This window comes from Zhongshania antarctica (genome assembly GCF_014202945.1).
Lineage (GTDB): Bacteria > Pseudomonadota > Gammaproteobacteria > Pseudomonadales > Spongiibacteraceae > Spongiibacter > Spongiibacter antarcticus.
Genome location: NZ_JACHHW010000005.1, coordinates 66,407 through 91,512, shown reverse-complemented (window position 1 = coordinate 91,512; position 25,106 = coordinate 66,407). Strand labels below are relative to the sequence as shown.

Below are 25,106 nucleotides of genomic sequence, written 5' to 3'. Positions count from 1 at the left end.
TGGCCGCGTGTAGTTCAGATGCATTGCCAGATAGCCCATGCTGGCCTTTTGCTGCAGAAGCAGGAGAGGTCTGTCTGCCTTTTTAAACGGCCCAAATCGACGCGGTACAAACTTGTAACGCTACGCTGCCAGCGGGCCCGTTGCTGGTTATGATGATTCCCGGTATGTAAACGAGGCCACGGTTGCATTAAAAAGGAGCTGCGGCTCCTTTTTTTGTGCCCTTCTGAGGGCGGTATTTATCGTCGCGCCAATTTGTTGTTATGGGTATTACCGTATACAGTCATATTGAATGGCGGTTTACGATGGACGATAAATACATTCCACATAAGGGGCTAGGTAGTGAAGTCAGAGTTGTTCATGTGGCAAACGTCCTGGCGCGGTGACAGTGGATTGTCTGATGCTGCGCTGGTGATCTATTTTGCCGCCCCAACCGCGCTTCGTGATCATGATATCTCTGCAATTTTACGTGAACGCTATCCGCAGGCTCGTCAAATAGGCTGCTCCAGTGGCGGTGAGATTTATGATGCAGAAGTATTGGATGGCAGTATTTCTGGGGTGGCGCTGCGTTTTGAGCGAGCGGAGTTCAGCATTGCCAGTGCGAAGGTACGTTCCGGTGAAGATCATAATACGGGCGTTCAGCTTGCCAGCCAATTGCTGCGCGATGACCTGAAATGGGTGTTTGTGTTATCCGATGGTATAAAGGTCAACGGTAGCGAGCTCGTGCGCGGTTTCGCTGAGGTGCTACCGGATGACGTATTGCTAACGGGCGGCTTGGCTGGGGGCAGTCCCGGCTTTGGCGAAAGCTATGTGGGTTTGGATGGCCCGCCGCGGGCTTTGCAGGTTTTGGCCCTTGGGGTTTATGGCAGCGGTGTGCACTGCAGTAGCGGTAGTATGGGCGGCTGGCAAGTGTTTGGTCCGCCGCGCCGAATTACCCGCTCTGAAGGGAATATACTCTACGAGTTAGATGGCGCCCCTGCGCTGGATTTATACAAGCATTATCTCGGTGCCGAGGCGGCAAATTTGCCAAGGAGTGCGCTGTTATACCCTTTGGCAATTTGGGCGCCGGGGCAGACCAGTCAAGACGTTGTGCGCACCATTGTTGGTGTAGACGAAGCGAGTAAGAGCCTGATTTTTACCGGTGATGTGCCAGAGGGCTACAGCGCCAAGTTAATGAGCGCTAGCTTCGCGCAGCTCGCCCGGGGCGCCGAACAGTCGGCAGAGCAGACCCAGGTAAGTAGCGATCATAAAGAAACCCTTGCCATACTGGTAAGCTGTATTGGCCGTAAATTACTCATGGGGCAAATGGTTGCCGACGAAGTTGAGGCGGTGAAAGATGTTCTGCCGTCGGAGGCCAATATCACGGGCTTTTACTCTTATGGGGAAATTGCCCCTCACGGCGTTACTGGTAATTGCCAGCTGCATAATCAAACTATGACGATTACCACTATTTGGGAAGACTAGATCGCTATGTCTAGGCACCGTTTGTTACAGCGCCAATTGCGCGCCGCTAGTACTGGAGACGCAGTTGATATTGAGAAGCTGCTAGAGCTGGTGGCGGCGGCGTATGACGATTATGACTCTGTGGCGGATCGCAGTCAGCGCTCACTAACATTGATGTCTGATGAGTTGGGCGCGACGAATGAAGCCCTGCGAGCCGAAACAGTGAGGCTTCGAGAGTTTTATGAATACGCGGTAGACAGTGCAGATTTAGGCTTGTGGGAATGGCAGATACCGCAGGGCGTTATTGATTGTAATGCAGGGTTCAAAGCCATTATTGCCTACCCGGCTAACTGCGGGCTAAGTGTGGCGGAGTTTATGTTGGCGAATATTCTCGATGAGGATTTTAAATCCCTTGAGAAGCGCATGTTCAGCCATATTCGTGCGGACGACAGTCTTTTTGAAACACGGGTAAATATCCGCAAGCCCAGCGGCGAAGCGAGCTGGGTGCTAATGCGTGGCAAGGTCATTGAGCGTGATGAGAGCGCGGCGCCGCTGCGTATGGCTGGCACGTTAGTCGATCTCAACGACCAAGTGGCCTACGAATTGGCATTAGAGAAACTAAGCCGCTTATCGGGGCAAGTTGATTTAAGCTTGGAGCAAAAGTGTCAGCAATTATTGGCTCTGCTGAATAATATTATCGGCACCGATTTTGGTCGTATTAACGCCCTTGAAGGGGAGATGATTAAGGTCTTGTTCACCGCCGGAGCGGCCTCGAAAATGGTGCCCGGCACCGTGAGTAAATTCGACAACACACTCTGTTCTGCGTGTGTGGAATCGGCGAATCGGGTGCGTTTGATTCCCGACTTAAGTAAATCTGGCCTTGCAGAGCACCCTGCCCGTAAGCACATGGGGGTAGAGAGTTATATTGGCGCCGCAATTTACGTACACGGCGAGCTATTTGGCACGGTTTGTCATACCTCGTCAGCCGTGTCGCGGTTCACCGATATTCATAAGAACCTCATGCAGTTGGCGGCACATTGGCTGGGCGGCGAAATTGAGCGGGAACAGAATCAGCAATCATTAAGTGACGCCCACGCCGAGTCAGTGAGTGCCAATTTAGCGAAGTCTGAATTTTTGGCCACCATGAGCCATGAAATTCGCACCCCTTTAAACGGCATTATGAGTTTGGTGGAAATTCTGCGGGAGTCTCCCGCTGACGATTTGCAGCGCGAGCGCCTCGATACCATGCAGCGCTCGTCGCAGGCCTTGCTGTCGGTTATCAGCGATATCCTCGACTTCTCCAGAATTGAGGCTGGCAAGCTCGAGCTTGAGTGCAAGGTATTTGACTTAAATACCTGTATCCGTGACACCGTTGACACTTTTCAGGCCCTTGCTGCGGAAAAAGGCGTCGAGCTTACCGCCTATTGCGACAGTCATGTGCCAGCACATGTGAACGGTGACGAGGGCCGTTTAAAACAAATACTGAACAACTTGCTTAGCAACGCGCTGAAATTTACTGGCGAGGGCTTTGTGACCTTGTCTTTGCATTGCGACGGCGATAAGGGCGGGCCAATTCGATTTGTGGTGCAAGACTCCGGTGTTGGTATGAGTCCTGAGCATATTGCAAAAGTGTTTGAGAAATTTACCCAAGCCGACAGTACAACTACACGGCGCTATGGTGGCAGTGGTTTGGGGCTAACGATTAGCCGCCAATTGGCCGAGTTAATGGGTGGTAGCCTCAGTGTTAAAAGTGAGCTGAGCCTAGGATCAGAATTTACCGCGCTACTGCCCCTGCAGTGGGCTGATGCGAGCGAACATCGCGCGCTGGCATCAGTGACAGAAGCGGTGTCGGCAGTAGATTTTGATGTCAGGGTTTTGCTGGTGGAAGACAACCAGGTGAACCAGTACGTTATCAATACCATGCTAGAAAGCATAGGCTGTATAACAACCATTGCTGCAAATGGATTAGAGGCTTTGTCGTGTTTGAAGGCGCAGCAATTTGATCTGGTGTTTATGGATATGCAAATGCCAGAAATGGATGGCATTGTGGCGACTGAAAATATTCGCCTTAATCCGGCGCTGGCCGATTTGCCCATTATTGCGATGACCGCAAATGCGCTGGCGAGTGATCGTGAGCGTTGTCTAGTAGCTGGTATGAATGATTATTTATTGAAGCCGTTTAGAAAGGATCAGCTAATTGAAATGCTCAGTAAATACACGCAATAACAGTCGCTGAATGAGAAAGCTTGAAATGCCTAGCATTTGCGCTGGGCTGAAAAGGCCATGTCCCCCCTTCGATTTTTATCGCAGCAGATAAAATCACGCACCACATTATATAAAAGCAAACGTCGGCATCATTAGCGCCATGCCGACGCGAAGACCTGTTAAATTGGTTTAGTATATCAAGGCAATATCGGCGGCTGATGCTGCACAATGCAAGAACAATTGCGCCTGACCCTGTGCTTGTTAACTGAGATCGCCCGAACATATTCGCTAAACCGTAAGAAAATAGTACTGAGGAACGTGTGAACGCAATTTTAACTTGGCCGCATTGGCGCTCTATTTTTGCTGTAATTGTGGTGTTACTGAACGCAGCGTGCAGCCCAGTGCCGAGTGAGGATGAAAAACGCGCAATATTGACGGCATATCGCCAGCAAGCGTATGCGGTGTACGACGACGCCTATATGGCAGCCAAGGAACTGTACGCTGCGGCAAGCGATTTACAAAAATCTCCTTCGCAGACGTCCCTCGACAAAGCGAGGCAGGCCTGGCGTCAAGCGCGGGTTCCCTATTCCCAGTCGGAGGCGCTGCGTTTCGGCAATTGGTTTGTCGACGACTGGGAGAAGGGGGTTAACAGCTGGCCCTTAGATGAAGGTTTTATTGATTATGTCGATGAGAATTATCAGGCGTCGGCGAGTAACAATTGGGCCCGGGCGAATTTGATGGGTGCGCAACACATTATTGTTGCTGGTCGTTCGGTGCCGCTAAATTATATCGTTAATAAGCAATTGCAAATGCTCGAATCTGCTAGCGGTATTGAAAGCAATATTGCCACCGGCTATCACGCATTAGAATTTATGTTGTGGGGGCAAGATAAACACGGTTATGCCTCGGGTGCGGGTGAGCGGCCATGGACTGATTTTTCGCAAGACCCATCGCTGTGCAGCAATGGCGAACACCTGGCAACGACAATAGCGCCTTGTCGTAAACGCGGCGAGTTTCTGCAAGCGCAAAGTATGCATGTTCTGAGTCAGCTGCGCGATATGCGCGGCTATTGGGCGCCGGGCAATGGGAATGCGGGTGCGCGCTTACAGCAGGCCGATGTTAATGAGGGCTTGAATAGAATATTGTTTGGCTTGCTTGCAATGTCTGCTGAGGAGCTTGCCGGTGAGCGTATGCAGGTCGCCTTAATGAGTAATTCACCGGAGGAAGAGCAAGATTGTTTTAGCGACGATACCCACCACTCGCTGTGGTATAACGCGCTAGGAATTGAAAATTTTTATTATGGTCGCTACGACGGACGCAACAGTATTCGGTTGCAATCGACTTCTTTGGCAGCGTTGGCGAGTAAATATTATCCGGAATTGGCTCGTGATATCGACGCTGGCTTTAGCGAAACCAAGGCGGCGATGCGTGCAATTTTAGACGCCGGCAATAGCGGCGAGCAGTATATTGATCAACTCATTGCGCCGGGTAATGATGCGGGTCATCAATTATTAACGCGTGCGATAATGGCATTGCAGGCACAGGCGGGTCTGCTAAAAAAATTGGGCAATGAACTGGGCCTGTCATTAACCAGTCCCGCGAGTGTCGCCCAGGTAGCGCTATGAAATTTATTTTCGTGCCATCGATGTTTGCAGTCATCTTCTTTGTGGTTTTCGTTTCAGGGTGTTCTCGCGATCTTAACTTTAGTAAGCCAGAAAAAAATGAAGCACTGTCGGGCGGCGCGACCACGTTTCAAAAATTAAATCCCGACGTGTCGCTGTCGCGCGATGCCTACTCCCAAGCGGCGGTGAATTTGTCCTTTGAACAGCGCAGCTTATTTGCGGTGGGCAATGCGTTTTTTACAGCGCCGTGGCTACCTCCGTTATCCAAGGGGAGTAATCGCGTCGGTTTGGGGCCGCTGTTTAATGCCGCTGCGTGTCAGGACTGCCATATTCGCGATGGTCGTGGTCATCCGCCCGGCGCAGTACTCGGCGACTCGTCATTGCTGCGCATCGCTATCGCCGGCGGTGAACCCGATCCTGTTTACGGCGCGCAAATTCAAACCCGCGCACTGCCGGGCCTCGCGTCAGAGGCGGCGCCAGCAGTTTATTGGCACCACCAGTCGCTGCAATTGGCCGGTGGTGAGACGCTGAGTCTGCGCAAGCCACAGATCACCATGGCACAATTGAATTACGGTCCACTCGCAGATGGTGCGGCGCTGAGCTTGCGCGTGGCGCCTGCCATGATTGGGCTTGGTCTGCTAGAGAGCATTGCCGAAGCGGATATAGCTGCAGGCGAAGATAGTCATGATCGCGATGGTGACGGGATTTCTGGCCGAGTAAATCGGGTTTGGAGTGAAGAGGCGCAGGCCATTGTGATAGGTCGCTTCGGTTGGAAAGCCGGACAACCCACTGTACGTCAGCAAAGCCTTTTGGCGTTTAGTCAGGATATCGGTATCAGTTCTGGGCTTTACCCAAATCCGCAATGCAGCGCGGCACAAACTGACTGTCTGGCCTTGCCATCGGCCGGAAATCCGGAGTTAAGTGAAAGCGTGGAAACTGCGTTAATATTCTACGCGCAGCATCTAGCGGTTCCCGCCCGGCGATGGCACGACCGCGAAGACGTTTTGGCGGGGAAGCGCTTATTCCACCAATTGGGTTGCGCAGCTTGTCATCGTCCGCAATGGCGCACTGCAGAGCAGGGCGTCGGACAATCATTAAGCGCGCAGCTAATCTGGCCGTATACCGATATGTTATTACACGATATGGGCGAAGGATTGGCTGACGGTGTGAATGAATTTAGCGCCCAAGGTAGAGAGTGGCGCACGGCGCCGCTTTGGGGGATTCATTTAGCAAAGGTAGTTGGTGGCAGTGCCGTTGGCTTTCTTCATGATGGCCGCGCGCGAAATTTTAAAGAAGCGATTATGTGGCACGGCGGCGAAGCTAAAGTATCTCGAGACGCGTGGGCTTCGCTTTCTAAGGAAGAGCGCGAAAAATTAATTTGGTTTTTGAAATCGTTGTAGAGACGAGTGACGGCAGGCGCAATGCACTTGTCTAACTGAGGAGCGCTAAAGAAAAACGTTTTAAGGTTGATCTTTAGCGCTTTTGACTTAGCGTCTTCCGTCCAGCGTATTGCTATTTTTGGCAGTTATAAACATCGCTACCAAACGCGTGCATACCTTCTTCTGTAGGCAGGCCAGCATAACCAATATAGCCAGCGGTCTTGGCTTGCACGGCTGCTTCGGTGTCGGGGGTGTTGGGGTCAATGTGCACCTTGTCTAAGCCGAATAGATTCTCTAAAGTTCGCAAAAAACTATAGTGGTTATAGGGGGTGCTGTTTTCGGTATTTGCTTTGGTAAATGGCGATAACACCACGGCGCCAAAACGCCCGCCACCGGGTCCCAACAGGCCATTGAGACCGGTGTCGGCACCTCGGTGTTTTAGGCCGCCGTCCAGTTCCATGCCGCAACAGCCGTCATAATCTTCAGCGCCGCCGGTGCCAAAATTAGACTCGTCAAATAAAATCACAATCATGCCTGCCTCTTTATAGGCAGGCGAATTCATTATTCGCGGTATCCAGGTTTGTAAAAACTGATCGGCTTCGGCCAAGCCACCGGGGCCGCCGCTGGTGTCGGTACACTGTTGACCACTGTCGTGGCCGTTATGGCAGTTGTCGGGCACAATCAGATTGTAGTTGGGTGTGGTATTACGTTTGAGCAGTGCGGTTTGTAAGCCTGCAACGCCTTGAATTGCCGATCCGACCTGAAGGTCTACTACATTGCGATCACAGCGAGCAAAATCGTCAGCCGTTTCGGCGTTGCCGAGTATGCTGCGATAAAACAAAAACGGATTGTGGCGCGCGGCGTATTGCTCGGTGGTGTCGGAGCCGTTGGTGCCGTCTATGTCGTTTAAGGCTGGCCCAGTGCAGCTATTGTCGGCGGGACGACCTTGGGCGCGAACTTGTCCGCTTTGCTCCAGTGCCATATCCTCCATCCAACCGCGCCACGTATATTGGCTGCCGTTAATCGCATTATTTAGCTCTAGCTCATCGACTAAGGTTGGGAAGCGCTCGGGGTAAACGCAGCCGACGCCATTGGCTTGACCATATTCCAAAACGGGTTGCAGGGGGTTGAACTCAGTCCACTGGGCAAACACCGCGCAGTCGCCATGAGACGCCGCATTCGGGGCCTGACCACCAATCATAGAAATGTAATTGCCGGTAGACGCGTGAGAGGTGCCGTAAAAATGCGTTAGTAGCTGGCCCGAGGGCACTAAGGTTTCGCGTAAATACACTGCCGGTGAGCCCGGGCCATAAATCTCGTCAAAGCTTTTGTTCTCCAGTACCACTACAAAGACATGCTCAATAGGCGGTGGATTTTCTTCGCTGTAATTTTCGGTGTTATTGCACTGCGCCACGACTGGCGCGCTTGCTTTAGGCGTGGTGGTACTTGATGTGCCGCCGCAGGCGCTAATGAATAGCGCGGCGCAGGCAAGTATCGTAAAAGAAGGGCGTAAAGCCATATCGAGTGCTCTTAAGGCAAAAAACAACAGAAGATTCTATCTGAGGATTGTTGCGTTTGTGTGACTGGATTAACAATAGCGATTTTTACTTTGCAACTTGGCGCTATTCCGGTCATTCCTCGCTGTAAACGGCAAGTCGATGATGATGTATTTCCGACCTGCATAGCAGGCGATGACCAGTGATGCTTTCAAAAATATCTATGGGTATACGCTGTAGAAGCGCAGTCTCGCCATTATCAGCTGCACTGGGCGGAGTTGCCGTGTTAACGCTCAGAAGGGGTGAGATAATGCCAAATTCGACCTCGTCTAAAAACGGTAATTCTTTTTCGCAGTGGCTACAGTAAAGCATTTCCATATGGTCGAGATCCTTGTGTGTATGGCTGTCATTTAAGGTGGGTGTGGAAGCCGATGACTATTGCGCTGTTACAAAACAGCGCCGCCTAACAATATTTACACTAAAATCTGATTTTTACAAAGGCCGGCAGATCATAAACGCGCTTATCCGTGCAATCCTAACCTGAAAAGTAAGGCTATATTGGTCGGCAAGTAATAGCGAAGAGTATTATCTGTTAATTTCCATCTTAAATTGACTCGCCAATTGCTCCGGAAATTGAACTGTCCTTATCACCTTAAGTCATTGAGCGACTTGTCCCCTACGAACTTTGAAGGGGCATGCGACCTTGCAATTAATAGCGATAATTGCTTCAAATTGCAGCGAAATTTCACACACAAGGTTTAGTGTGGATGTTTGGCCTGCGCCGCGGGATTTTTTACGTCTGCTGCCGAGCATTGCCAAATATTATAGGCCGAGTTTTCATCCTAATAACTTGCCCAGCGTACCCAATTACAACGCTTGGCTGCACAACTACAAGCTAACGCAACGCGCTTAAGGGCAGTCGGTGACCGGCCCGGCAATTTCAAATTCCTTACTACTGCCTTCATAAGGCATTAGTGACAACGCTTGGTTAGCCACGCCTTCAAAGCGAATGCGATAGGTGCCGGGCTGGGTGTTGCGTGGGATGCGCCAAAGTATTTCTGCAATATGTGATGACGACGGGCTGGACTGAGGCGCTGGGTTATCAGGACGCCAGTTGTAAGTAGTCTCTGGGTCGGCATCGCGGTAAATAATTTCCCAGCTGTCGGTTGCCGTTTTATGTTCAACAAATAAGAAACTGCTATCGGTTTTTAAGTCGCTATTAGGGCCAGATGATTGGAAGTCGACACGCACGGTGTCACCTGGTTGGTAGCTTTCATTCGGTTGTAATAGCGCATCACCAAAGGCGTTGCCATTGGGCTGGTCGGTGCCTTGGCTGGGTTGTACTTGATAAAGTTGTGGTGAAGTTACAGGCGGAGTGGGGCCAGCAGCGGTGCTGGTCGCATTAACCATATCTAAAGCCAAGCGACGAGTTTCTTGTTGCACCGCAGCTAAAGACCAAGGGCCAAACTGATTAGATGCCGATTCGTACATTTGCAGCGCATATTCTTCACGCGTGGTGAGGTAGCTGACGTAGTCGTTGCTGAGGCCATTAATCACCACGTAATCAACGCCATCGGTTTTTAAAACGTCAATTAAGGTTTGGCGTATACGTCTACCCGCCATGGTGGTTATTTCCCAAGGCAAGCCGACAATGGCCAAATTACCAATACGGAATAATTGAAACGGCACGACGGTGGCTGACGCATTTAAGGGCGGCCCAAAAATCAATAAAATTGGTTTTTCGGCATGGCAGCTCAGGTTCAATAAATCAGGCCCTACACCGGCATTACAGCCAACCGTAGCGGCAAATAAACTTGCGGGCACATTGCCATTGGTGAGGGCGCGAAATTCGTCGGCGGCAAGCTGAGCCGCATCAGGGTCAGAGCAGGTAATGCCCGCTTCGGTAAATTGGCCTTGTTCACCCGGCTGTGCCCCGTGACCTGCCGCAGGAAAGGACACGCCCATAGCGGGGTTGCAGGTGCGCTTAGGCGTGGCATCTAATTCGGCCGGGTGAATCAAGGATTCAAGCACCACTTGGTCGGTAACTTCGACTTGGTCCATTTGCACATAGCCAAAACGGTAGTCCACGGGGCCGTTAATGGCGTCACTTGCATTGGCGTAAAGTGTGAGCGCTTTCAGAAGTTGTTTCTGACCGTTAGCGACGGTTACCGCATTAGGTTCGTTGGGCGGCAATACGGCATCTTGTTCGGCACGTTTTTGATCGTCGTCAAACCACATTTGGGTGAACGAGTCACCTTCTTCAGCCTGCATAAAGGCCGACACAAAGTTAGGGTTTTGCGCTGTTTTAAAACGCTCAAACAGGTAAGCCGCATAACCTTTGTTGTCACCGCTGATAGGAATAGCGCCAAGGCCGTAGCTAGAAATAGCATCGGAGGTCGGGTGTACGCCAAACCAGTTCATGCTTCCAATTTCATAGCCATCGTTTTGTACGAATTTCAGCAAGGTCATAAGACGAGGGGTATCAACGTCATTGCCATCTTTGTCTAGATATAGCGCACGTTCGACGTCGCTGTTTTGCATATAAGCCGGAATAGCACGATTTTTATTGGCGCCAGTCAGTTCGCCCTGATTCAAAAGGATCTGGCCACTGTCGGGATTAGTCAAAAGGTTTTGATGTGCGTCTTTTATGGATTTAAAGAGACCGGCTACGGTGATGTCGAAAGTTTGTGTGTCATGACCAAAACGCAAGGCGTTAAAGGCAGTGAAGTGAGCTTGGCCGCCAGGGGTGGAATGCGTGTGGGTCGCATTCATCATGATGTTTTCTTGGTTGTAGAGCGGGGCTAACTCAGGATCGGCAGCAATAAGGTCAAGTACCGCTTTGCGAACCGACTCAAACAACATGCCAGTGTCGGTAATTGCGAGCACCACACGTTTGTTATTGCAGGGCGAGACCACCACAAAACTACGTGCGTATTGGCGCATATAAATGCCAGCCGAGTAGTTTTCTGGGCTTTCGTTGCCCATATGGATTTTGCCGCCGGCAGGGCCGGTAATATCTGCCTTAGCAGCCCCAAATAAAAAGTTGCTGTTGCCGTCGCAGGCCGGAACGGAGTTAACGCCACTATTGGCCGCTGCAGTAGGAATACTGCTAGCTGATGAAGCCTGTAAACCTTCGCCATATTCCAGCCATGGGCTTTTGGCTAAGCATTGAGCTTCGGCAGGAATGGCGGCGCCGCCGCTAGTATTGCTAATGGCGCTGCCTTGATTTGGGCTGGGGGTGCAGGCGCTCAGTATTAACAGTAAAGAGAAGGCAAAGGCGGTATGAAAGCGGCGGGTCATGATGGTGTCTCTTTCTCTACCTGAATTAGCAGGTTTGTGAACGGCAGGTTTTTATAATGTGTCGCCGATTGTAATGATTATAGGGCGACGCTTTGTCAATAATACCGGCAGGGCTGGTAGAAGTCTCTGCCGGTTGTTATTTGCGGTGCGCGAATGCACTGCATTCGGGCATTAACGCGCCGCATTAGCGGCTACGTCGCGGCTTCGTATTAATTCGGGGCGCAGTGTTCGTTCTTCGTTCTTTAAGTTTGGGTTCATCGTCGCTGCTGTCGGGTGTATTGTCACATCCCCGTTCCTCTTTCGCCCACCGTTAGTTTAGCTTAACTACTTGCTAGGAGTAATTCGCTATGCCTGACTATTTGAAGCGTGAACAAGTTGCAGAAATGTTGGGTATAACAACCCAAGTTTAACCAATTGTATTGCGCGTAACGGGGCTTACCCGCCGTTTAGCATTATCTCGGAGCGGCAGAGAATTTGGCGTGGTAGTTGTCGTTCAAAACTCAAATCTGGCAACGAAAGTTGTTGCCACGCTAAATTGGGAGCGCTTAGGTATTACTGGCGCCGTTGATAGAGGAAAAGTAGACTTTGCCGCGTATGAGCTGATTTGATGTATGCGATACTTAAGAAATTGGAGAAGTCTTGAGGGCTTTTTAAAATTTAATAATTGAGATAGTCATGTGAGAGTAGTGAGTAGGCCAAAACTAAAAATTGCTGTGATATTTGCGTTAGCGCTCCTTGCCCTCGTTGCTTGCCGCTCGGGTTCATCGACACCGCAGCGGACTACAGGTACTGACTCGTCAGCTCCGGTCGCTACGCTACCTCAGAATTTAGACCGGAGTTGTGATCTTGCGGAGTATCCGAGCGCGGAATGGACTCAATGTGAGCTGGCTAATTTTGCAAAAACGTCAGAAGCGCTGCTTGAACAGGCCGATCCGGTATTTTTGCAGCGTTTTACTGAACAGTCATTGTCCAATACCCAAGAATGGGTGGCGCGCAGCGTTTCCGATCCGAGTTGGTTGAGCCCTCAATCAGCTAATACCGCGTTGCTGCCGCTGTGCACTACTGGGGGGCTGCAGTGTGCAGCTGATCCTTTTCGTTATCCCGCCGCGACGGGAGCAAACGGCGCGCCATTTTATGCCGACGAAGCCGAGGTGGTACCGGTGGTCTTTTATGATCGCGAGTGTGCCCGTTTAAGTGGCCAAGTCTGGCGGCCTAGGAATATTGCTGAAAACGCCAAACTACCGAATATCGTTATTACTAACGGCTCTGTGCAAGCTCCGCAGGCCGCGTACTGGTTTGTGGTGCAGCCGTTGGTGCGGGCCGGTTACGTGGTTTTAACGTTTGACCCTCGTGGTCAAGGGCGTTCAGATCAGCAAGCGCCAAATGGTCAGCAGGGTAGTAATGCCAACTTGGCCGTGTTCTGGGAAGGACAAGTTGATGCAATCGACTTCTTTCGTTCGTCACCTAGTACACCCTACCCTCACAACATCACCTGTAAAGGGACCTATCCTACGACGGTTACCGACTTTAACCCCTTCTGGAATTATCAAGATTCAGAGCGCCTGGGTATCGCAGGGCATTCGGCCGGTGCCATTGGGGTCTCTGTCGTGCAGGGTTACGGTGCTCGTGATGCGGAGTCTTGGCCGGGGCAGCTTGACATTGAAAACCCTGTGAAAGTGGCGGTCGCTTGGGATAGTTTCGTTACACCCGATGGAGAGGGGCTTGCGCCACTGACAAATATTGGTGGCCCTGATCCGTTGAACGGCGTGTTGTCGTCGGCTTTGACCGGCGGCGATTTGCCTGCGTTCGGTCCGCGTGTGCCTGCGTTAAGTTTCAGTGCAGACTATGGTTTTGCACCGCTGCTTTACACTTCCCCGCCTGATCCAGAGAGCCATAACCTCGCCATGTTGTTGTGGCAGCAAGAGGGTATTCCGTTTTATTCATTAACGTTTCAAGGCACGACGCATTTTGATTACTCACTCATCCCCACCTTTCCATCAACTAGTTGGTGTCCTGAGCCGGCGAGCGGGGGTTGTGAGGATGGTTGGGGTGCACCCGCAATTGTGCACTACAGCGTTGCGTGGTTTGACCGTTGGCTGAAATTGCCTGACGAGCTAGGTTATGAGGATGCAGATCAGCGCTTGATCGATGATGCGGGCCCTCAGGGGGCAATTAAAATGAGTTTCCGCTATTTGTCGGCACGAGATTACTCTGACCGCTCAGGCAATACCCAGCGTTGTGACAATATTCGTGCGGGTTGTTTGTGACTCAAACGGATACTTAAATATCTCGTTCGATGTTTTGATTGCTGGGTGGGATGGGCTTATAAACAGGGTTTGATGAGTGCCATCCCCCGTTAATTGGGTATAGCCGATTGCGATTGGTAGTAAATTGTTGATTTTGAACAGGAAAATAGTGGTGCCCAGAGACGGAATCGAACCGCCGACACGAGGATTTTCAATCCTCTGCTCTACCGACTGAGCTATCTGGGCATATTTGAGAGCTTTGGCTGCTTCTCAGAAGGCGCGTATTAAACCCGTTCCTAATCTGCGAGTCAAGCCCCAAAAACAATGACTTATTCGCTGGGGGGTACGTAGCCTTCCGCTTTCTCGTATTCTTCACCGGAGAAGAACTTTTCCATCTCGGCCTGAAGGAATTTACGCGAGGCTGGGTCCATCATGCTCAGGTGCTTTTCGTTAATGAGCATGGTTTGGTGGGCATGCCATTCTTCCCAGGCTTTTTTAGAGACGTTCTCGAAGATGTCTTGGCCTTTTGGGCCGGGGTAAGGCGCTTTGTCGAGGCCTTCGAGGTCTTGCTGATATTTTTTGCAGAATACGGTGCGGGTCATGCGCTGTGTTTCCTTAGTAAATCTTGGCTGAATACGGCGTCGAGCAGTTTTTTGACGGGTGCCGCCAAGCCGACTTGCTGATTGCTGTGCCCCTTATACCAGAGCATCTCGCGGGGTTCCATGGTCGTGCTGATATCGGCCTTGAGTTTGACGTGCAGCGGGGTGATATCAAGATGAAAATGGCTAAAGGTGTGGCGCATAATTGGCCAGGCCTGGGTTTGGCCTTTGGCATTGAGGGTGTTGTCGAGGTAATGGGCGGCAGCGTCAAAGTCGATAGCTTCGGGCAGGCTCCACAGCCCCCCCCAAATGCCGCTGCTGGGGCGTTGTTCTAGTAGAATTTCGCCTGCAGGGTTTTCGATAATGAGCAGGTGAACCTCGCGGACTGGTGTTACTTTCTTTGGTTTTTTGCCGGGGTAATTGGTCTGGGTGCTTGCGGCGTAGGCTGCGCAGCCAGATTGCACTGGGCACTCAGGGCATTTGGGCTTGCTGCGGGTGCAGAGCGTGGCGCCGAGATCCATGATCGCTTGGGTATAATCGGCAACGCGATTTTGGGGGGTGAGGTCTTCGGCGAGTAGCCACAATTGGCTTTCTACATCTTTGACTCCCGGCCAGCCATCGATGGCGGCATAGCGACTGAGTACCCGTTTTACATTGCCATCGAGGATCGGCGCGCGGCCGCCAATGGCGATAGAGTAGATTGCGGCGGCGGTTGAGCGGCCAATACCGGGTAATGTTTGGATGGTCTCTGGGTCGCTGGGAAAGACCCCGCCAAAGTCTTCACAAATCACTTTGGCGGCTTTGTGCAGGTTGCGTGCGCGGGCGTAGTAACCCAGTCCCGTCCACAGCGCGAGGACCTCATCATTAGGCGCGAGCGCAAGGCTGACAATGTCGGGGAAGCGCGCCATAAACCTCAGGTAATAAGGAATTACGGTGCTGACCTGGGTTTGTTGCAGCATGATTTCTGAGACCCAGACCCGATAGGGGCTGATGTCTTGTTGCCAGGGCAGGTCTTTGCGGCCGGCAATATCAAACCATTGCAGCAATTGCTCGCTAAACAGCTGTTTGCTCATGCTGTTGGGCGTTGCCACTGCCAAAAGTTGTGGGTGGCGGTGAAACCCAGCTCTGAAAACAGATTGATGAGTTCCGGCGCGTGCTGTAAATCAGCGGAAATTGACTGCAGGTCATCGGGCAGTTGTTTCATGGCCTGAATGATTAATTGCCGTGCGACCCCTCGTCGGCGGGTAACTTCGCGCACCGAGAGTTGGGCTAATTGATAATCTCCGTCATATATCGGCGTAAGAGTGCAGGCCGACAATAGGCGACCATTAAAGCGGCCGCCAAAGAGGATTATTTTGCCTGCTGCCGCCTGCGCCACCAGCTTGGTGCTGGTGCCGGGGTAGAGGATTTCCAGATCATTGCTGTCTTGCGGGTCTGGTTTAGTGATGATTTCTGCGTATACGGGCATTTATGACGCTTCTGCTTGGTGTAATACGGTTCGGGATTTTTTATAATACCTCATTGTAAGCAAATAACCGATGAGGCGTCGATGAACGAGCGCAAAGCTACGATCAGCCGTAATACCCTAGAGACGCAGATTACTGTGACCGTCAATCTAGATGGTACTGGTAAATCCCATTTTGAAACGGGTGTGCCGTTTCTTGATCATATGATGGACCAAATCGCCCGTCACGGTCTAATTGATCTAGACGTTCACGCGGTTGGTGATTTACATATTGACGCTCATCACACCGTTGAAGACATTGGCATCACCATGGGCCAGGCTTTTGCCGAGGCAGTTGGCGACAAAAAAGGCATTAACCGCTACGGTCACGCCTATGTGCCGCTGGACGAGGCTTTGTCGCGAGTAGTGATCGACTTCTCTGGTCGCGCGGGACTTGAATACCATGTGCCTTACACCCGTGGCAGTGTGGGTGGCTTTGACGTGGATCTGTTCTCTGAGTTTTTCCACGGCTTTGTGAATCACGCCAAAGTAACGCTGCATATCGATAACCTGCGCGGTAAAAACACTCACCATCAGGCCGAAACCGTGTTTAAAGCCTTTGGCCGCGCCTTGCGCATGGCCTTGCAGGCCGACGAGCGGATGGCGGGTATTACGCCTTCTACCAAAGGTAGTCTTTAGGATTTTTCGATATGAGTAAGTCTTCCGTTGCCGTAATCGATTACGGCATGGGTAATTTGCACTCGGTGGCCAGTGCCCTCGAGAAGGTTGGCGATGGCGTTAAGGTCATGGTCACCGATTGCCCCGAAACAATTTTAAGCGCTGATCGGGTGATTTTCCCCGGGGTCGGCGCGATTCGCGATTGCATGGCAGAGCTGAAATCCCGTGGCTTAGACGAAGTGATTCAGGAAGTGGCGGCGCAAAAGCCATTGCTGGGTATTTGCTTGGGCATGCAGGCTTTACTTGAAAACAGCGAAGAGAATGGTGGCGTTGAATGCCTAGATGTATTGCCGGGCGCGGTTAAGTTCTTTGGTAGCGATCTGCGCGACAGCACCGGCGGCCGCCTTAAAGTCCCGCACATGGGCTGGAATAATGTCGTTCAGGCCATTGAACACCCGTTGTGGGCGGGTATTCCCGACGCCAGCCGCTTTTATTTTGTGCATAGCTATTACGTCGATGCGCCAGAATTTGTGGCGGGTAGCTGTGATTATGGCGTGCAAGTACACGCGGCACTGGCCTGCGAAAATGTATTTGCCGTGCAGTTTCACCCTGAAAAAAGCGGTGATATGGGCCTACGTTTACTGAGCAATTTTTTGAACTGGGATCGCCCTGCGGCCTTCTTCCCAGTGACTGACTAATATTAAGGTTTCACTATGCTGATTATTCCCGCGATTGATTTAAAAGACGGCCATTGCGTGCGCCTGCGTCAGGGCGAAATGGATGATGCAACTGTTTACGGTAGCGATCCCGTTGAAATGGCTGCGCGCTGGGTGAAAGAAGGCTGCCGTCGTCTGCATTTGGTCGATCTTAATGGCGCCTTTGAAGGCAAGCCCATGAATGGCGAGGCGGTTAGCGCCATTGCTAAGGCCTACCCGAATTTGCCGATTCAAATTGGCGGTGGTATTCGCTCTTTGCATACCATCGAGCAGTATTTGGATGCCGGTGTGAATTACGTGATTATCGGCACCAAGGCCGTTAAAGAGCCTAAGTTTGTTGCAGAGGCGTGTAAGGCGTTTCCTGGTTCAGTGATTGTCGGCCTAGATGCCAAAGACGGCTTGGTCGCCACTGATGGTTGGGCAGAAGTTTCGACCTTGCTTGCCACTGAACTGGCAAAGCGCTTTGAGCAAGATGGCGTCGACTCTATTGTTTATACCGACATCGCCCGCGACGGCATGATGCAGGGCGTGAACATTGACGCGACTGTTGCGATGGCCAAGGCCTCAGGTTTACCAGTGATCGCCTCTGGCGGCGTGACGAATATGGATGATATCCGCGCGCTGCAAGCGGTGGCGGATGCCGGTATTCTCGGCGCGATCACTGGCCGCGCGATTTACGAAGGCCAACTCGACTTGCGCGAAGCCCAAAGCTATTGCGACGGCAAGGCTAAATAGACCCGAACAGGACAGCATCATGGCTTTGGCTAAACGTATTATTCCCTGTCTCGATGTCGACAAAGGTCGCGTAGTGAAAGGCGTCAACTTTGTCGGTATTCGCGACGCTGGCGACCCTGTTGAGGTGGCCAAGCGCTACAACGAGCAGGGCGCTGACGAGATCACTTTTCTCGACATTACCGCCACCCATGAAGGCCGGGAAACCACCGCGCATATCGTGGAGCAAATAGCGACAGAGGTATTTATACCGCTGACAGTTGGCGGTGGCATTCGCGAAATAAAAGATATTCGCGCCATGCTTAATGCCGGTGCCGACAAAGTTGGCATTAACTCGGCAGCCATTCACCGCCCGGATTTTGTTAAAGAGGCGGCTGACCGTTTCGGTTCGCAGTGCATTGTTATTGCGATCGACGCCAAACGCGTTGCCGACGAAGCCGATGGTCGCCCGCGCTGGGAGATCTTTACCCACGGTGGTCGTAAGCCCACCGGCATAAATGCGGTGGAGTGGGCGATAAAAATGGTCAATAACGGCGCCGGTGAGGTGCTGTTAACCAGCATGGATGGCGATGGCACAAAAGCGGGATACGACTTGGCTTTGACGCGGGCAATATCTGATGCCGTGCCGGTGCCGGTGATTGCCTCTGGCGGGGTGGGTAATCTCGATCACATGGTTGAGGGGATTATCGAAGGCCGCGCCGACGCCGTATTGGCCGCCAGTATTTTTCACTTTGGTGAGTACACCGTGCCGGAAGCCAAAGCTTATATGGCGGCGCGGGGAATAGAAGTTCGCTTATAAAAAACGGGCCGTTTGGCCCGTTTTTTGTCGCAAATATCTGCCGCTTACTGGGTCACGCCTTCCGCTTCCGCTAATGCCTTCTTGGCACTCGACATAATGTATAAACCTTTCAATAAATTCAGCGCTTCATAAAGCTGATTGTCATTGGCGGCCAATTCATTGCCGTCATTTTTTTCCTTTTTGCGGCTCTTACCGTCGCTCTCAGCGCCATCACCACGGCCAAGGTGGCCCGCTAGGTCGGCTTCGGTTACTTGAATGCCTGCATTCACTGCTTCGATTCGCGCTTTCTCTACCACGATGTCGGGAATAATTCCCTGCGCCTGAATAGAGCTTCCGCTAGGGGTGTAGTAACGGGCGGTGGTGAGTTTAATAGCGCTGTCTTCAGAGAGCGGCAACACGGTTTGCACTGAACCCTTACCGAAACTTTGGGTGCCGACAATAATGGCGCGGCGGTGATCTTGCAGAGCGCCAGCGACAATTTCGGAGGCCGACGCTGAGCCGCCATTAATTAGCACCACCATAGGGGTATCGTCAGCGGGATTTTTAGCGCTTGCCATAAAGCGGCTATAGGCATTGGGCAGGCGGCCCTCGGTATAGACAATTAAGCCATCATTGATAAATTCGTCGACAACCTGCACCGAGGCTTGTAGCAAGCCGCCGGGGTTGTTGCGTAAATCCAAGATTAAGCCCTTCAGTGGCTCGCGACCCGCTTTGAGGGTAGCCAGCTGCTTTTTTAGATCCTGGCCGGTGCGGCTCTGAAATTGGGAGATGCGAATATAGCCATAGCCGGGCTGGAGCATTTCGCCGCGCACACTGGCCACGGTAATAACGTCACGCTTGAGTTTGACGTCAAAGGGCGCGTTTACACCGTTGCGCAAAATGGTGAGCACGATTTTGCTGCCTGCTGGGCCGCGCATCAGGGTCACCGCTTCTTGCAGGTTCATGCCTTTAATGGGCTTGTTGTCGATTTGAATAATTAAGTCGCCGGGCTGAATGCCCGCGCGTTCAGCGGGAGTATCGTCGATGGGGGTAACAACTTTGATGAAACCGTTTTCCATGCCGACTTCAATTCCCAGCCCACCAAATTCACCGGTAGTATGATTTTGAAGATCTTCAAAAGAGCTGGCGTCGAGGTAGTCTGAGTGGGGGTCGAGGCCGCTGAGCATGCCGCGAATGGCATTTTCGAGTAGGGTTTTGTCGTCGATTTCTTCAACATAGCTCAGCCGAATCTGGTTAAACACATCGGCAAAATTGCGCAATGCCTGAAGGGGCAGCTGCCCTTGGCTGTTGGCTTCTGCGAGTTGCTCCGCTTGCTCGGTGTTGTTGTCCTCGCTGGCTAATACGGCTGCTGGTGCGGCGAGCATGAGTATTAGCAGCGCAGAAAAGGTGTGGCGAAACATATCAGGCATACGTGGATTCCCAGAGCGTCCTTTAAACGAAACTTATTGTATCTTGCTTTGCCGGCGAATGCTGCCGATGGCTTAGCGGCACCAGCTGCGGGGGTCGGTAGGGCGGCCCTTGTAGCGAATTTCAAAATACAGCCCGGCTTGGCGTTGACCACCGCTATTGCCGACGGTGGCAATGCCCTCGCCGCCGCGCACCCAGTCGCCCTCGCTGCGCAATAGGCTCTGATTGTGGGCGTAGAGGCTGAGATAGTCACCGCCGTGGTCGACTATTATTAATAGCCCCGCGCCACGCAACCAATCGGCAAAGACCACTCGGCCATTGTGAATAGCCTTCACAGCATCGCCTTCCTGGCCGCTAAGCTGTATGCCCTGCCAGGTTACCGCGCTGCCCTGGCGCGAGGCGCCGTAGCGATTTAGCGGTTTGCCATTTATTGGCCAGGGCATTTTGCCGCGCAGGTCTTTAAAGGGTTTGTAGTTAGCAGGCATGGCGATGTTGGTCACTTCGCGCTCGACTGCTTGCAGTATGCTCTCAAGATCTTTGCGCTGCTTATCTAGGCTGGTCAGTGAACTCGTGTTATTGGATATTTCACTGTCGAGACCGGCTAGCGCCTTGGCGCGGCGTTGTTTTTGTTCAAGCAAGGCTTGTTGTTGTTGCTCAAGCTCCCGTCGACTAAGCGCGAGCGCTTCGGCCTCGGCACTGATGGCGGGTTTGATGGTGTCCAGCTCTGTCAGGGTGTCGCGGTATTTGCGCAACTCGGCACTGCGGGCGCGGTTAAAATAGTCAAAATACGTAAGGGTGCGGCTGAGCTTTTCTGGATCTTCTTGATTGAGCAGCATTTTCATTTGGCTTTCTTTGCCCAGTGCGTAGGCATTGCGCACATGCTCGGCGATAAGGGCTTTTTGGCTTTGCTGCTGGCTGCGCAATTGGCGCTGCCGATTTTCTAGTTCGTTTAGTTTGCGCTGCTGCTGCTGAGATTTTTCTTTTGTGCGATGGAGTTTGGCCGCGGTTACGCCAATATCTTTTTCAATGCGTTGCAGCGCTTTAGCTGCATTGCTGCGTTCACTCTGCTGGCTACTAATAGATTTTTTAAGCTTGCCAATTTTTTGGTTGAGCTCGCGCAGCTGTTGTTTGTTGGCGTCACCATCGGCAGCCACAGCCGTGCCGGCAAGCCCAGCCGTTAAAAGCAGGGCAAGCAGCAGGGCGTGGCAAAGGTTCACGGGGGTGAACAAGGCCATTGGCAGTTTCAAGCGTTCTGAAGCAGGTTGATGCCGGTCATTTCTGCGGGCTGTTCCACCGCCATAAGTGCCAGCATGGTTGGGGCGATATCGGCAAGCTTGCCACCTTGCTCCAAGAGGCGCTGTTTATGACTGCCAACGTAGACTAACGGCACCAGTTCGGTGGTGTGCTGGGTGTGGGCTTGGCCGGCGTCGTAGTCCACCATTTGTTCACAGTTGCCGTGGTCGGCGGTGATTAGGCAGTGACCGCCAACTTCTACTACCGCATCGGTGACCCGCTTAATACACGTGTCTAGTGCTTCAACGGCTTTTACCGCGGCTTCAAATACACCGGTGTGGCCAACCATATCGCCATTGGCGTAGTTGCAAATAATGGTGTCGTAGTTGCCACTGTGAATGGCCGCAACCAGATTGTCAGTCAGTTCTGGGGCACTCATCTCGGGCTTTAAGTCGTAGGTGGCGACATCGGGCGAGGCGATCAGCTTACGGTCTTCACCCTTATAGAGTGCCTCGCGGCCACCGCTAAAGAAGAAGGTGACGTGGGCGTATTTCTCGGTTTCGGCTATGCGCAGCTGAGTTTTACCCTGCTTTTCCATGACCTCGCCGAAGCTATTGTGCATGGTGCTGGGCGGGTAGGCGACCGCGGCTGGAATGCTGTCGGCGTATTCGGTGGTCATTACAAATTCGCCGAGTGCAGGGCGCACTTTGCGTTCAAAATCATCAAAACCTGAGTCGACAAAGGCGCGGGTTATTTCGCGAGCGCGGTCGGCGCGGAAGTTCATGAAAATGACGCTGTCACCGTCGCTGATTTTGGCGTCGGCATCACCGGCGCTCTGAATGATGGAGGCGCTGACAAACTCATCGTTTTCGTCGCGCTCATAGGCGGCCTGCAGCGCGCTGCTGGTGGTGTCGTAGCGATAGTCAGCGTCAGCGCTGGTCAGTAAGTTGTAGGCTTTCTCGACCCTGTCCCAGCGATTGTCCCGGTCCATCGCAAAGTAGCGGCCAATCATTGTCGCGGTGCGACCGCAGCCTAACTCTTTAAATTTAGTGTCGAGCTTTTCGAGCGAGCCAAGTGCGCTGCGCGGCGGGGTGTCGCGGCCGTCAAGAAATGCATGGACATAAACCTGCTTGGCGCCGCGCTGGGCGGCGAGTTCAATCATAGCCAGAATATGGTTTTCATGGCTGTGTACGCCACCGGCTGAGAGTAAGCCGAGAATATGCACGGCTTTGCCGGCATGCACGGCCTTGTCTACGGCTTGGGTGTAAACCGGATTGCTGAAAAAGTCGCCGTCACTAATGGCTTTGTCGATGCGGGTAATGCTCTGGTAAACCACGCGGCCAGCGCCGAGACTCATGTGACCCACTTCGGAGTTGCCCATTTGGCCATCAGGTAGACCAACATCAAGGCCTGAGCCAGATATAAGGGTGTGGGGGGCGTCACGCCAGAGGCGGTCCCAATTGGGGGTGTTGGCGTGGAAGATGGCGTTGTCTTTAGGGTCTTCGCGGTAGCCAAAGCCGTCGAGAATGACAAGTACGACTGGTTTTTTTGCTAGGGTGTTGGCCATAAAATTTACACTTCTGGACGCTGGAGATAAGCGTCACATTGTAGCTTTTTAGCACAGTTGAGGCTATGCGGGGGTGGGTGAGAATTACGGCTTGGCAGTGTATACTCTCGCTTTTTTCGCGAATTGTGCAGCGCACATGGCATAAAGAGATGTTTCCATGGATAAATTAATCCCCTTTGTTGCTGAACAGTGGGTACTGATATCGGCATTAATTTCGTGCCTGCTGTTGCTGAGTTTTCATGAGCAGCGCCGCGCAGGTAAGGCGCTTACGCCTCAGCAAGTGGTAAATTTGGTAAATCAGCAAGGCGCCGTCGTGATCGATTTGCGTGACAAGGCCGAGTTTAGCAAGGGTCATATTTTGGATTCAGTCAGCCTGCCGTTCTCTAAGCTAGAGAAAGAGATCGCCGATCACGCTGAAAAAGACAAACCCTTAGTCTTAGTGTGCAAAATGGGCCAGCACTCCAGCGCTGCAGGCAAAAAGCTAGGATCTCTCGGTTACACTCAGGTTAACCGGCTTAAGGGTGGAATCTCTGAGTGGCAGATAATGCAATTGCCCTTGGTGAAGAAATAAAGCTAGCCGGTGATTTGCGTTACTGTCTTTCGCGTAAGTGGAAATGTTATAAGAGGTAGAGATGGCCAAGGTTACAATTTACACAACGCGATTTTGTCCTTTTTGTGTTCGCGCCAAGCAGTTGTTGAGCAGCAAGGGCGTTGCCTTCGATGAAATTCCGGTCGACGGTCGCAATGATCTGCGTAGCGATTTGGCCAAGCGCAGCGGTCAGCGCACGGTGCCGCAAATTTGGGTAGGTGATACCCATGTTGGCGGCTGCGACGAACTGTATGCCCTAGAGCGCAGCGCTAAGTTAGATGCGTTAATTGCCTCGCAGTGACGGAATAATAGTCAATTAGCGCCTTGTGAAACTCGGTTTAGGCCTTATATACGTTTATGACCCCTTTAAATTAGTTTAGGAAGCGGAAAACAATGCCAGAAGAAACGCCCGTCCAAGCGAAATTTGCCCTACAGCGTATTTACACCAAAGATGTGTCTTTTGAATCTCCTGCTAGCCCGGTGATTTTTACCAAGGCGTGGAAGCCAAAAATACAGGTTGATCTTAATACGCGCAGTAAAGCGGTTGCCGACAATACCTTTGAAGTTGTTCTGACGGTGACGATTACCGCCAAGCTTGAAGATGACGAAACGGCCTTCTTGGTTGAAATTCACCAAGCCGGTTTGTTTGTTGCCGAGGGCATTGAAGGCGAGCAGTTGCGCCAGTTATTAGGCATCGCCTGCCCAAATATGCTGTTCCCGTATTTGCGTGAAGCAGTCGATGCGCTCGTGGTTAAGGGTGGCTTCCCCGCGCTGGCATTGCAGCCAGTGAATTTTGAAGCGCTCTATCGCCAGGCTGAAGAGGCACAGGCTGCGCGTCAGGCCGAGACCGCTGCTGCTACCACCCACTAGGTTTGTAGCGCCGACCGAAATACCGCCTGCTGATAGCTCAGTATGCGGTATTTTTTTATCTCCTATATTGTCAGGCCTTGTTGGCTTTCCTGGTGCCCAGCTATGTTCCATATCGCTTTGTACGAACCGCGCATCGCCCCTAATACCGGCAATATAATTCGACTGGTGGCCAATAATGGTTGTCACCTCCATCTCATCGAGCCGCTGGGCTTTGACATGGAAGAGAAAAAATTGCGCAGGGCAGGCTTAGATTATGCCGAGCTAGCGCGGGTAACACGCCACGCCGACTACCCGAGCTTTTTAGCGGCGATGGGCGAGCGGCGGATATTTGCGCTCACTACCAAAGGCACCCGCAATTACGCGGACGCTAAATTTCAAGCCGAGGACGTGCTGTTGTTTGGCTCAGAAACCTCGGGTTTACCGCCCGCAGTGCGAGAAAGTTTAGGCCAAGAGCATTGCCTGCGCGTCCCCATGATGGCCGAAGCCCGGAGCTTGAATTTGTCGAATACGGTCGCGCTGGTGAGTTACGAGGCGTGGCGGCAAGTGGGCTTTGCGGGGGCGCAGGTCTAAGCGGGAGGCGCTTGATGAGAGATGGTAAGCGCAGTGCTGGCGTGTACTCCGTTGCTGAGATGGGCCCCTGCCTGCGCAGGGGCGACGATATTAAAAATATCTATTGCTATGAAGTCATACCTGCGCAGGCAGGTATCCATGTAAGCCGGTACAAACCGGTGCTAGGGTCCGGTAAACGCAAAAGCGACGCCAGTGCGGGCTTTTGATTTTAAGC

The 25,106-nt window shown here is 52.3% G+C and carries 23 protein-coding genes and 1 tRNA gene; 14 read left to right on the top strand and 10 right to left on the bottom strand.

All coding sequences use genetic code 11. From position 1 onward, the window contains the following. The first annotated feature begins 357 nt into the window (after positions 1-357). The 4 genes from HNQ57_RS09680 to HNQ57_RS09665 all read left to right on the top strand — a co-directional run bounded on the left by HNQ57_RS09680 (position 358) and on the right by HNQ57_RS09665 (position 6,667). Positions 358-1,461: an FIST signal transduction protein gene (locus HNQ57_RS09680; RefSeq protein ID WP_184462521.1), complete on the top strand. Its 1,104-nt coding sequence runs from the start codon at positions 358-360 to the stop codon at positions 1,459-1,461. A 6-nt stretch (positions 1,462-1,467) separates the two neighbouring features. Beyond that, positions 1,468-3,666 carry a hybrid sensor histidine kinase/response regulator gene (locus HNQ57_RS09675; protein ID WP_184462520.1) on the top strand — a complete coding sequence of 733 codons (2,199 nt, stop codon included), beginning with the start codon at positions 1,468-1,470 and terminating at the stop codon, positions 3,664-3,666. Positions 3,667-3,965: 299 nt separating this feature from the next. Then, complete coding sequence (locus HNQ57_RS09670; RefSeq protein ID WP_184462519.1) at positions 3,966-5,270, top strand: imelysin family protein; 1,305 nt, start codon at positions 3,966-3,968, stop codon at positions 5,268-5,270. Further along, positions 5,267-6,667 carry a di-heme oxidoreductase family protein gene (locus tag HNQ57_RS09665; RefSeq protein WP_184462518.1) on the top strand — a complete coding sequence of 467 codons (1,401 nt, stop codon included), beginning with the start codon at positions 5,267-5,269 and terminating at the stop codon, positions 6,665-6,667. Before HNQ57_RS09670 ends, HNQ57_RS09665 begins: the two co-directional genes overlap by 4 nt. A 112-nt stretch (positions 6,668-6,779) precedes the next feature. On the opposite strand, the gene HNQ57_RS09660 is transcribed toward HNQ57_RS09665, so the two are convergent. The 3 genes from HNQ57_RS09660 to HNQ57_RS09650 all read right to left on the bottom strand — a co-directional run bounded on the left by HNQ57_RS09660 (position 6,780) and on the right by HNQ57_RS09650 (position 11,442). Continuing rightward, positions 6,780-8,165 (bottom strand): alkaline phosphatase family protein, encoded by a 1,386-nt coding sequence (locus tag HNQ57_RS09660; protein WP_184462517.1) that lies wholly within the window; start codon positions 8,163-8,165, stop codon positions 6,780-6,782. Between the two features lie 112 nt (positions 8,166-8,277). Continuing rightward, positions 8,278-8,520 (bottom strand): hypothetical protein, encoded by a 243-nt coding sequence (locus HNQ57_RS09655; protein WP_184462516.1) that lies wholly within the window; start codon positions 8,518-8,520, stop codon positions 8,278-8,280. 531 nt (positions 8,521-9,051) lie between these two features. Further along, positions 9,052-11,442, bottom strand: coding sequence for a neutral/alkaline non-lysosomal ceramidase N-terminal domain-containing protein (locus HNQ57_RS09650; RefSeq protein ID WP_184462515.1), 2,391 nt, complete (start codon positions 11,440-11,442; stop codon positions 9,052-9,054). A 686-nt stretch (positions 11,443-12,128) separates the two neighbouring features. Between HNQ57_RS09650 and HNQ57_RS09645 the strand changes: the two genes are divergently transcribed. After that, positions 12,129-13,709, top strand: coding sequence for an alpha/beta hydrolase family protein (locus HNQ57_RS09645; protein ID WP_184462514.1), 1,581 nt, complete (start codon positions 12,129-12,131; stop codon positions 13,707-13,709). A 149-nt stretch (positions 13,710-13,858) separates the two neighbouring features. Here HNQ57_RS09645 and HNQ57_RS09640 read toward each other — a convergent pair. The 4 genes from HNQ57_RS09640 to HNQ57_RS09625 form a co-directional block, all read right to left on the bottom strand. Further along, a tRNA-Phe gene (locus tag HNQ57_RS09640) sits at positions 13,859-13,934 on the bottom strand. Between the two features lie 83 nt (positions 13,935-14,017). After that, on the bottom strand, positions 14,018-14,290 hold the full coding sequence (locus tag HNQ57_RS09635; protein WP_184462513.1) for an oxidative damage protection protein: 273 nt from the start codon (positions 14,288-14,290) through the stop codon (positions 14,018-14,020). After that, positions 14,287-15,360 carry an A/G-specific adenine glycosylase gene (gene mutY, locus HNQ57_RS09630; protein ID WP_184462512.1) on the bottom strand — a complete coding sequence of 358 codons (1,074 nt, stop codon included), beginning with the start codon at positions 15,358-15,360 and terminating at the stop codon, positions 14,287-14,289. Before mutY ends, HNQ57_RS09635 begins: the two co-directional genes overlap by 4 nt. Further along, positions 15,357-15,755: an acetyl-CoA sensor PanZ family protein gene (locus HNQ57_RS09625; protein WP_184462511.1), complete on the bottom strand. Its 399-nt coding sequence runs from the start codon at positions 15,753-15,755 to the stop codon at positions 15,357-15,359. The genes mutY and HNQ57_RS09625 overlap by 4 nt, the downstream gene beginning before the upstream one ends. An 81-nt stretch (positions 15,756-15,836) precedes the next feature. On the opposite strand from HNQ57_RS09625, the gene hisB reads away from it, so the two are divergent. Genes hisB through hisF form a run of 4 tightly spaced genes read left to right on the top strand, consistent with a single transcriptional unit; the run spans position 15,837 to position 18,656 of the window. Continuing rightward, complete coding sequence (gene hisB / locus HNQ57_RS09620; RefSeq protein ID WP_184462510.1) at positions 15,837-16,430, top strand: imidazoleglycerol-phosphate dehydratase HisB; 594 nt, start codon at positions 15,837-15,839, stop codon at positions 16,428-16,430. 11 nt (positions 16,431-16,441) lie between these two features. Then, positions 16,442-17,107, top strand: coding sequence for an imidazole glycerol phosphate synthase subunit HisH (gene hisH, locus HNQ57_RS09615; RefSeq protein ID WP_184462509.1), 666 nt, complete (start codon positions 16,442-16,444; stop codon positions 17,105-17,107). 15 nt (positions 17,108-17,122) lie between these two features. Next, positions 17,123-17,860: a 1-(5-phosphoribosyl)-5-[(5-phosphoribosylamino)methylideneamino]imidazole-4-carboxamide isomerase gene (gene hisA / locus HNQ57_RS09610; protein ID WP_062382741.1), complete on the top strand. Its 738-nt coding sequence runs from the start codon at positions 17,123-17,125 to the stop codon at positions 17,858-17,860. Between the two features lie 19 nt (positions 17,861-17,879). Continuing rightward, entirely contained in the window at positions 17,880-18,656 is a 777-nt protein-coding gene (hisF, locus tag HNQ57_RS09605; RefSeq protein ID WP_184462508.1) for an imidazole glycerol phosphate synthase subunit HisF, read from the top strand. 44 nt (positions 18,657-18,700) lie between these two features. Here the strand turns inward: hisF and HNQ57_RS09600 are convergent, their stop codons facing one another. The 3 genes from HNQ57_RS09600 to gpmM all read right to left on the bottom strand — a co-directional run bounded on the left by HNQ57_RS09600 (position 18,701) and on the right by gpmM (position 22,863). Beyond that, a complete protein-coding gene (locus tag HNQ57_RS09600) occupies positions 18,701-20,065 on the bottom strand; it encodes a S41 family peptidase (protein ID WP_184462507.1) in 1,365 nt (454 codons plus the stop codon). A 72-nt stretch (positions 20,066-20,137) separates the two neighbouring features. Then, entirely contained in the window at positions 20,138-21,298 is a 1,161-nt protein-coding gene (locus tag HNQ57_RS09595) for a murein hydrolase activator EnvC family protein (protein ID WP_184462506.1), read from the bottom strand. A gap of 8 nt (positions 21,299-21,306) precedes the next feature. Then, complete coding sequence (gpmM, locus tag HNQ57_RS09590) at positions 21,307-22,863, bottom strand: 2,3-bisphosphoglycerate-independent phosphoglycerate mutase (RefSeq protein ID WP_184462505.1); 1,557 nt, start codon at positions 22,861-22,863, stop codon at positions 21,307-21,309. Positions 22,864-23,020: 157 nt separating this feature from the next. On the opposite strand from gpmM, the gene HNQ57_RS09585 reads away from it, so the two are divergent. The 5 genes from HNQ57_RS09585 to HNQ57_RS09565 all read left to right on the top strand — a co-directional run bounded on the left by HNQ57_RS09585 (position 23,021) and on the right by HNQ57_RS09565 (position 25,098). After that, positions 23,021-23,434 (top strand): rhodanese-like domain-containing protein, encoded by a 414-nt coding sequence (locus tag HNQ57_RS09585; RefSeq protein WP_184462504.1) that lies wholly within the window; start codon positions 23,021-23,023, stop codon positions 23,432-23,434. A 61-nt stretch (positions 23,435-23,495) separates the two neighbouring features. Beyond that, positions 23,496-23,753: a glutaredoxin 3 gene (grxC, locus tag HNQ57_RS09580; protein WP_184462503.1), complete on the top strand. Its 258-nt coding sequence runs from the start codon at positions 23,496-23,498 to the stop codon at positions 23,751-23,753. A 92-nt stretch (positions 23,754-23,845) separates the two neighbouring features. Then, positions 23,846-24,322, top strand: coding sequence for a protein-export chaperone SecB (gene secB / locus HNQ57_RS09575; protein WP_184462502.1), 477 nt, complete (start codon positions 23,846-23,848; stop codon positions 24,320-24,322). A gap of 102 nt (positions 24,323-24,424) precedes the next feature. Then, positions 24,425-24,892 (top strand): tRNA (cytidine(34)-2'-O)-methyltransferase, encoded by a 468-nt coding sequence (locus HNQ57_RS09570; protein ID WP_184462501.1) that lies wholly within the window; start codon positions 24,425-24,427, stop codon positions 24,890-24,892. Between the two features lie 14 nt (positions 24,893-24,906). Further along, entirely contained in the window at positions 24,907-25,098 is a 192-nt protein-coding gene (locus tag HNQ57_RS09565) for a hypothetical protein (protein ID WP_184462500.1), read from the top strand. Positions 25,099-25,106 lie beyond the last annotated feature (8 nt).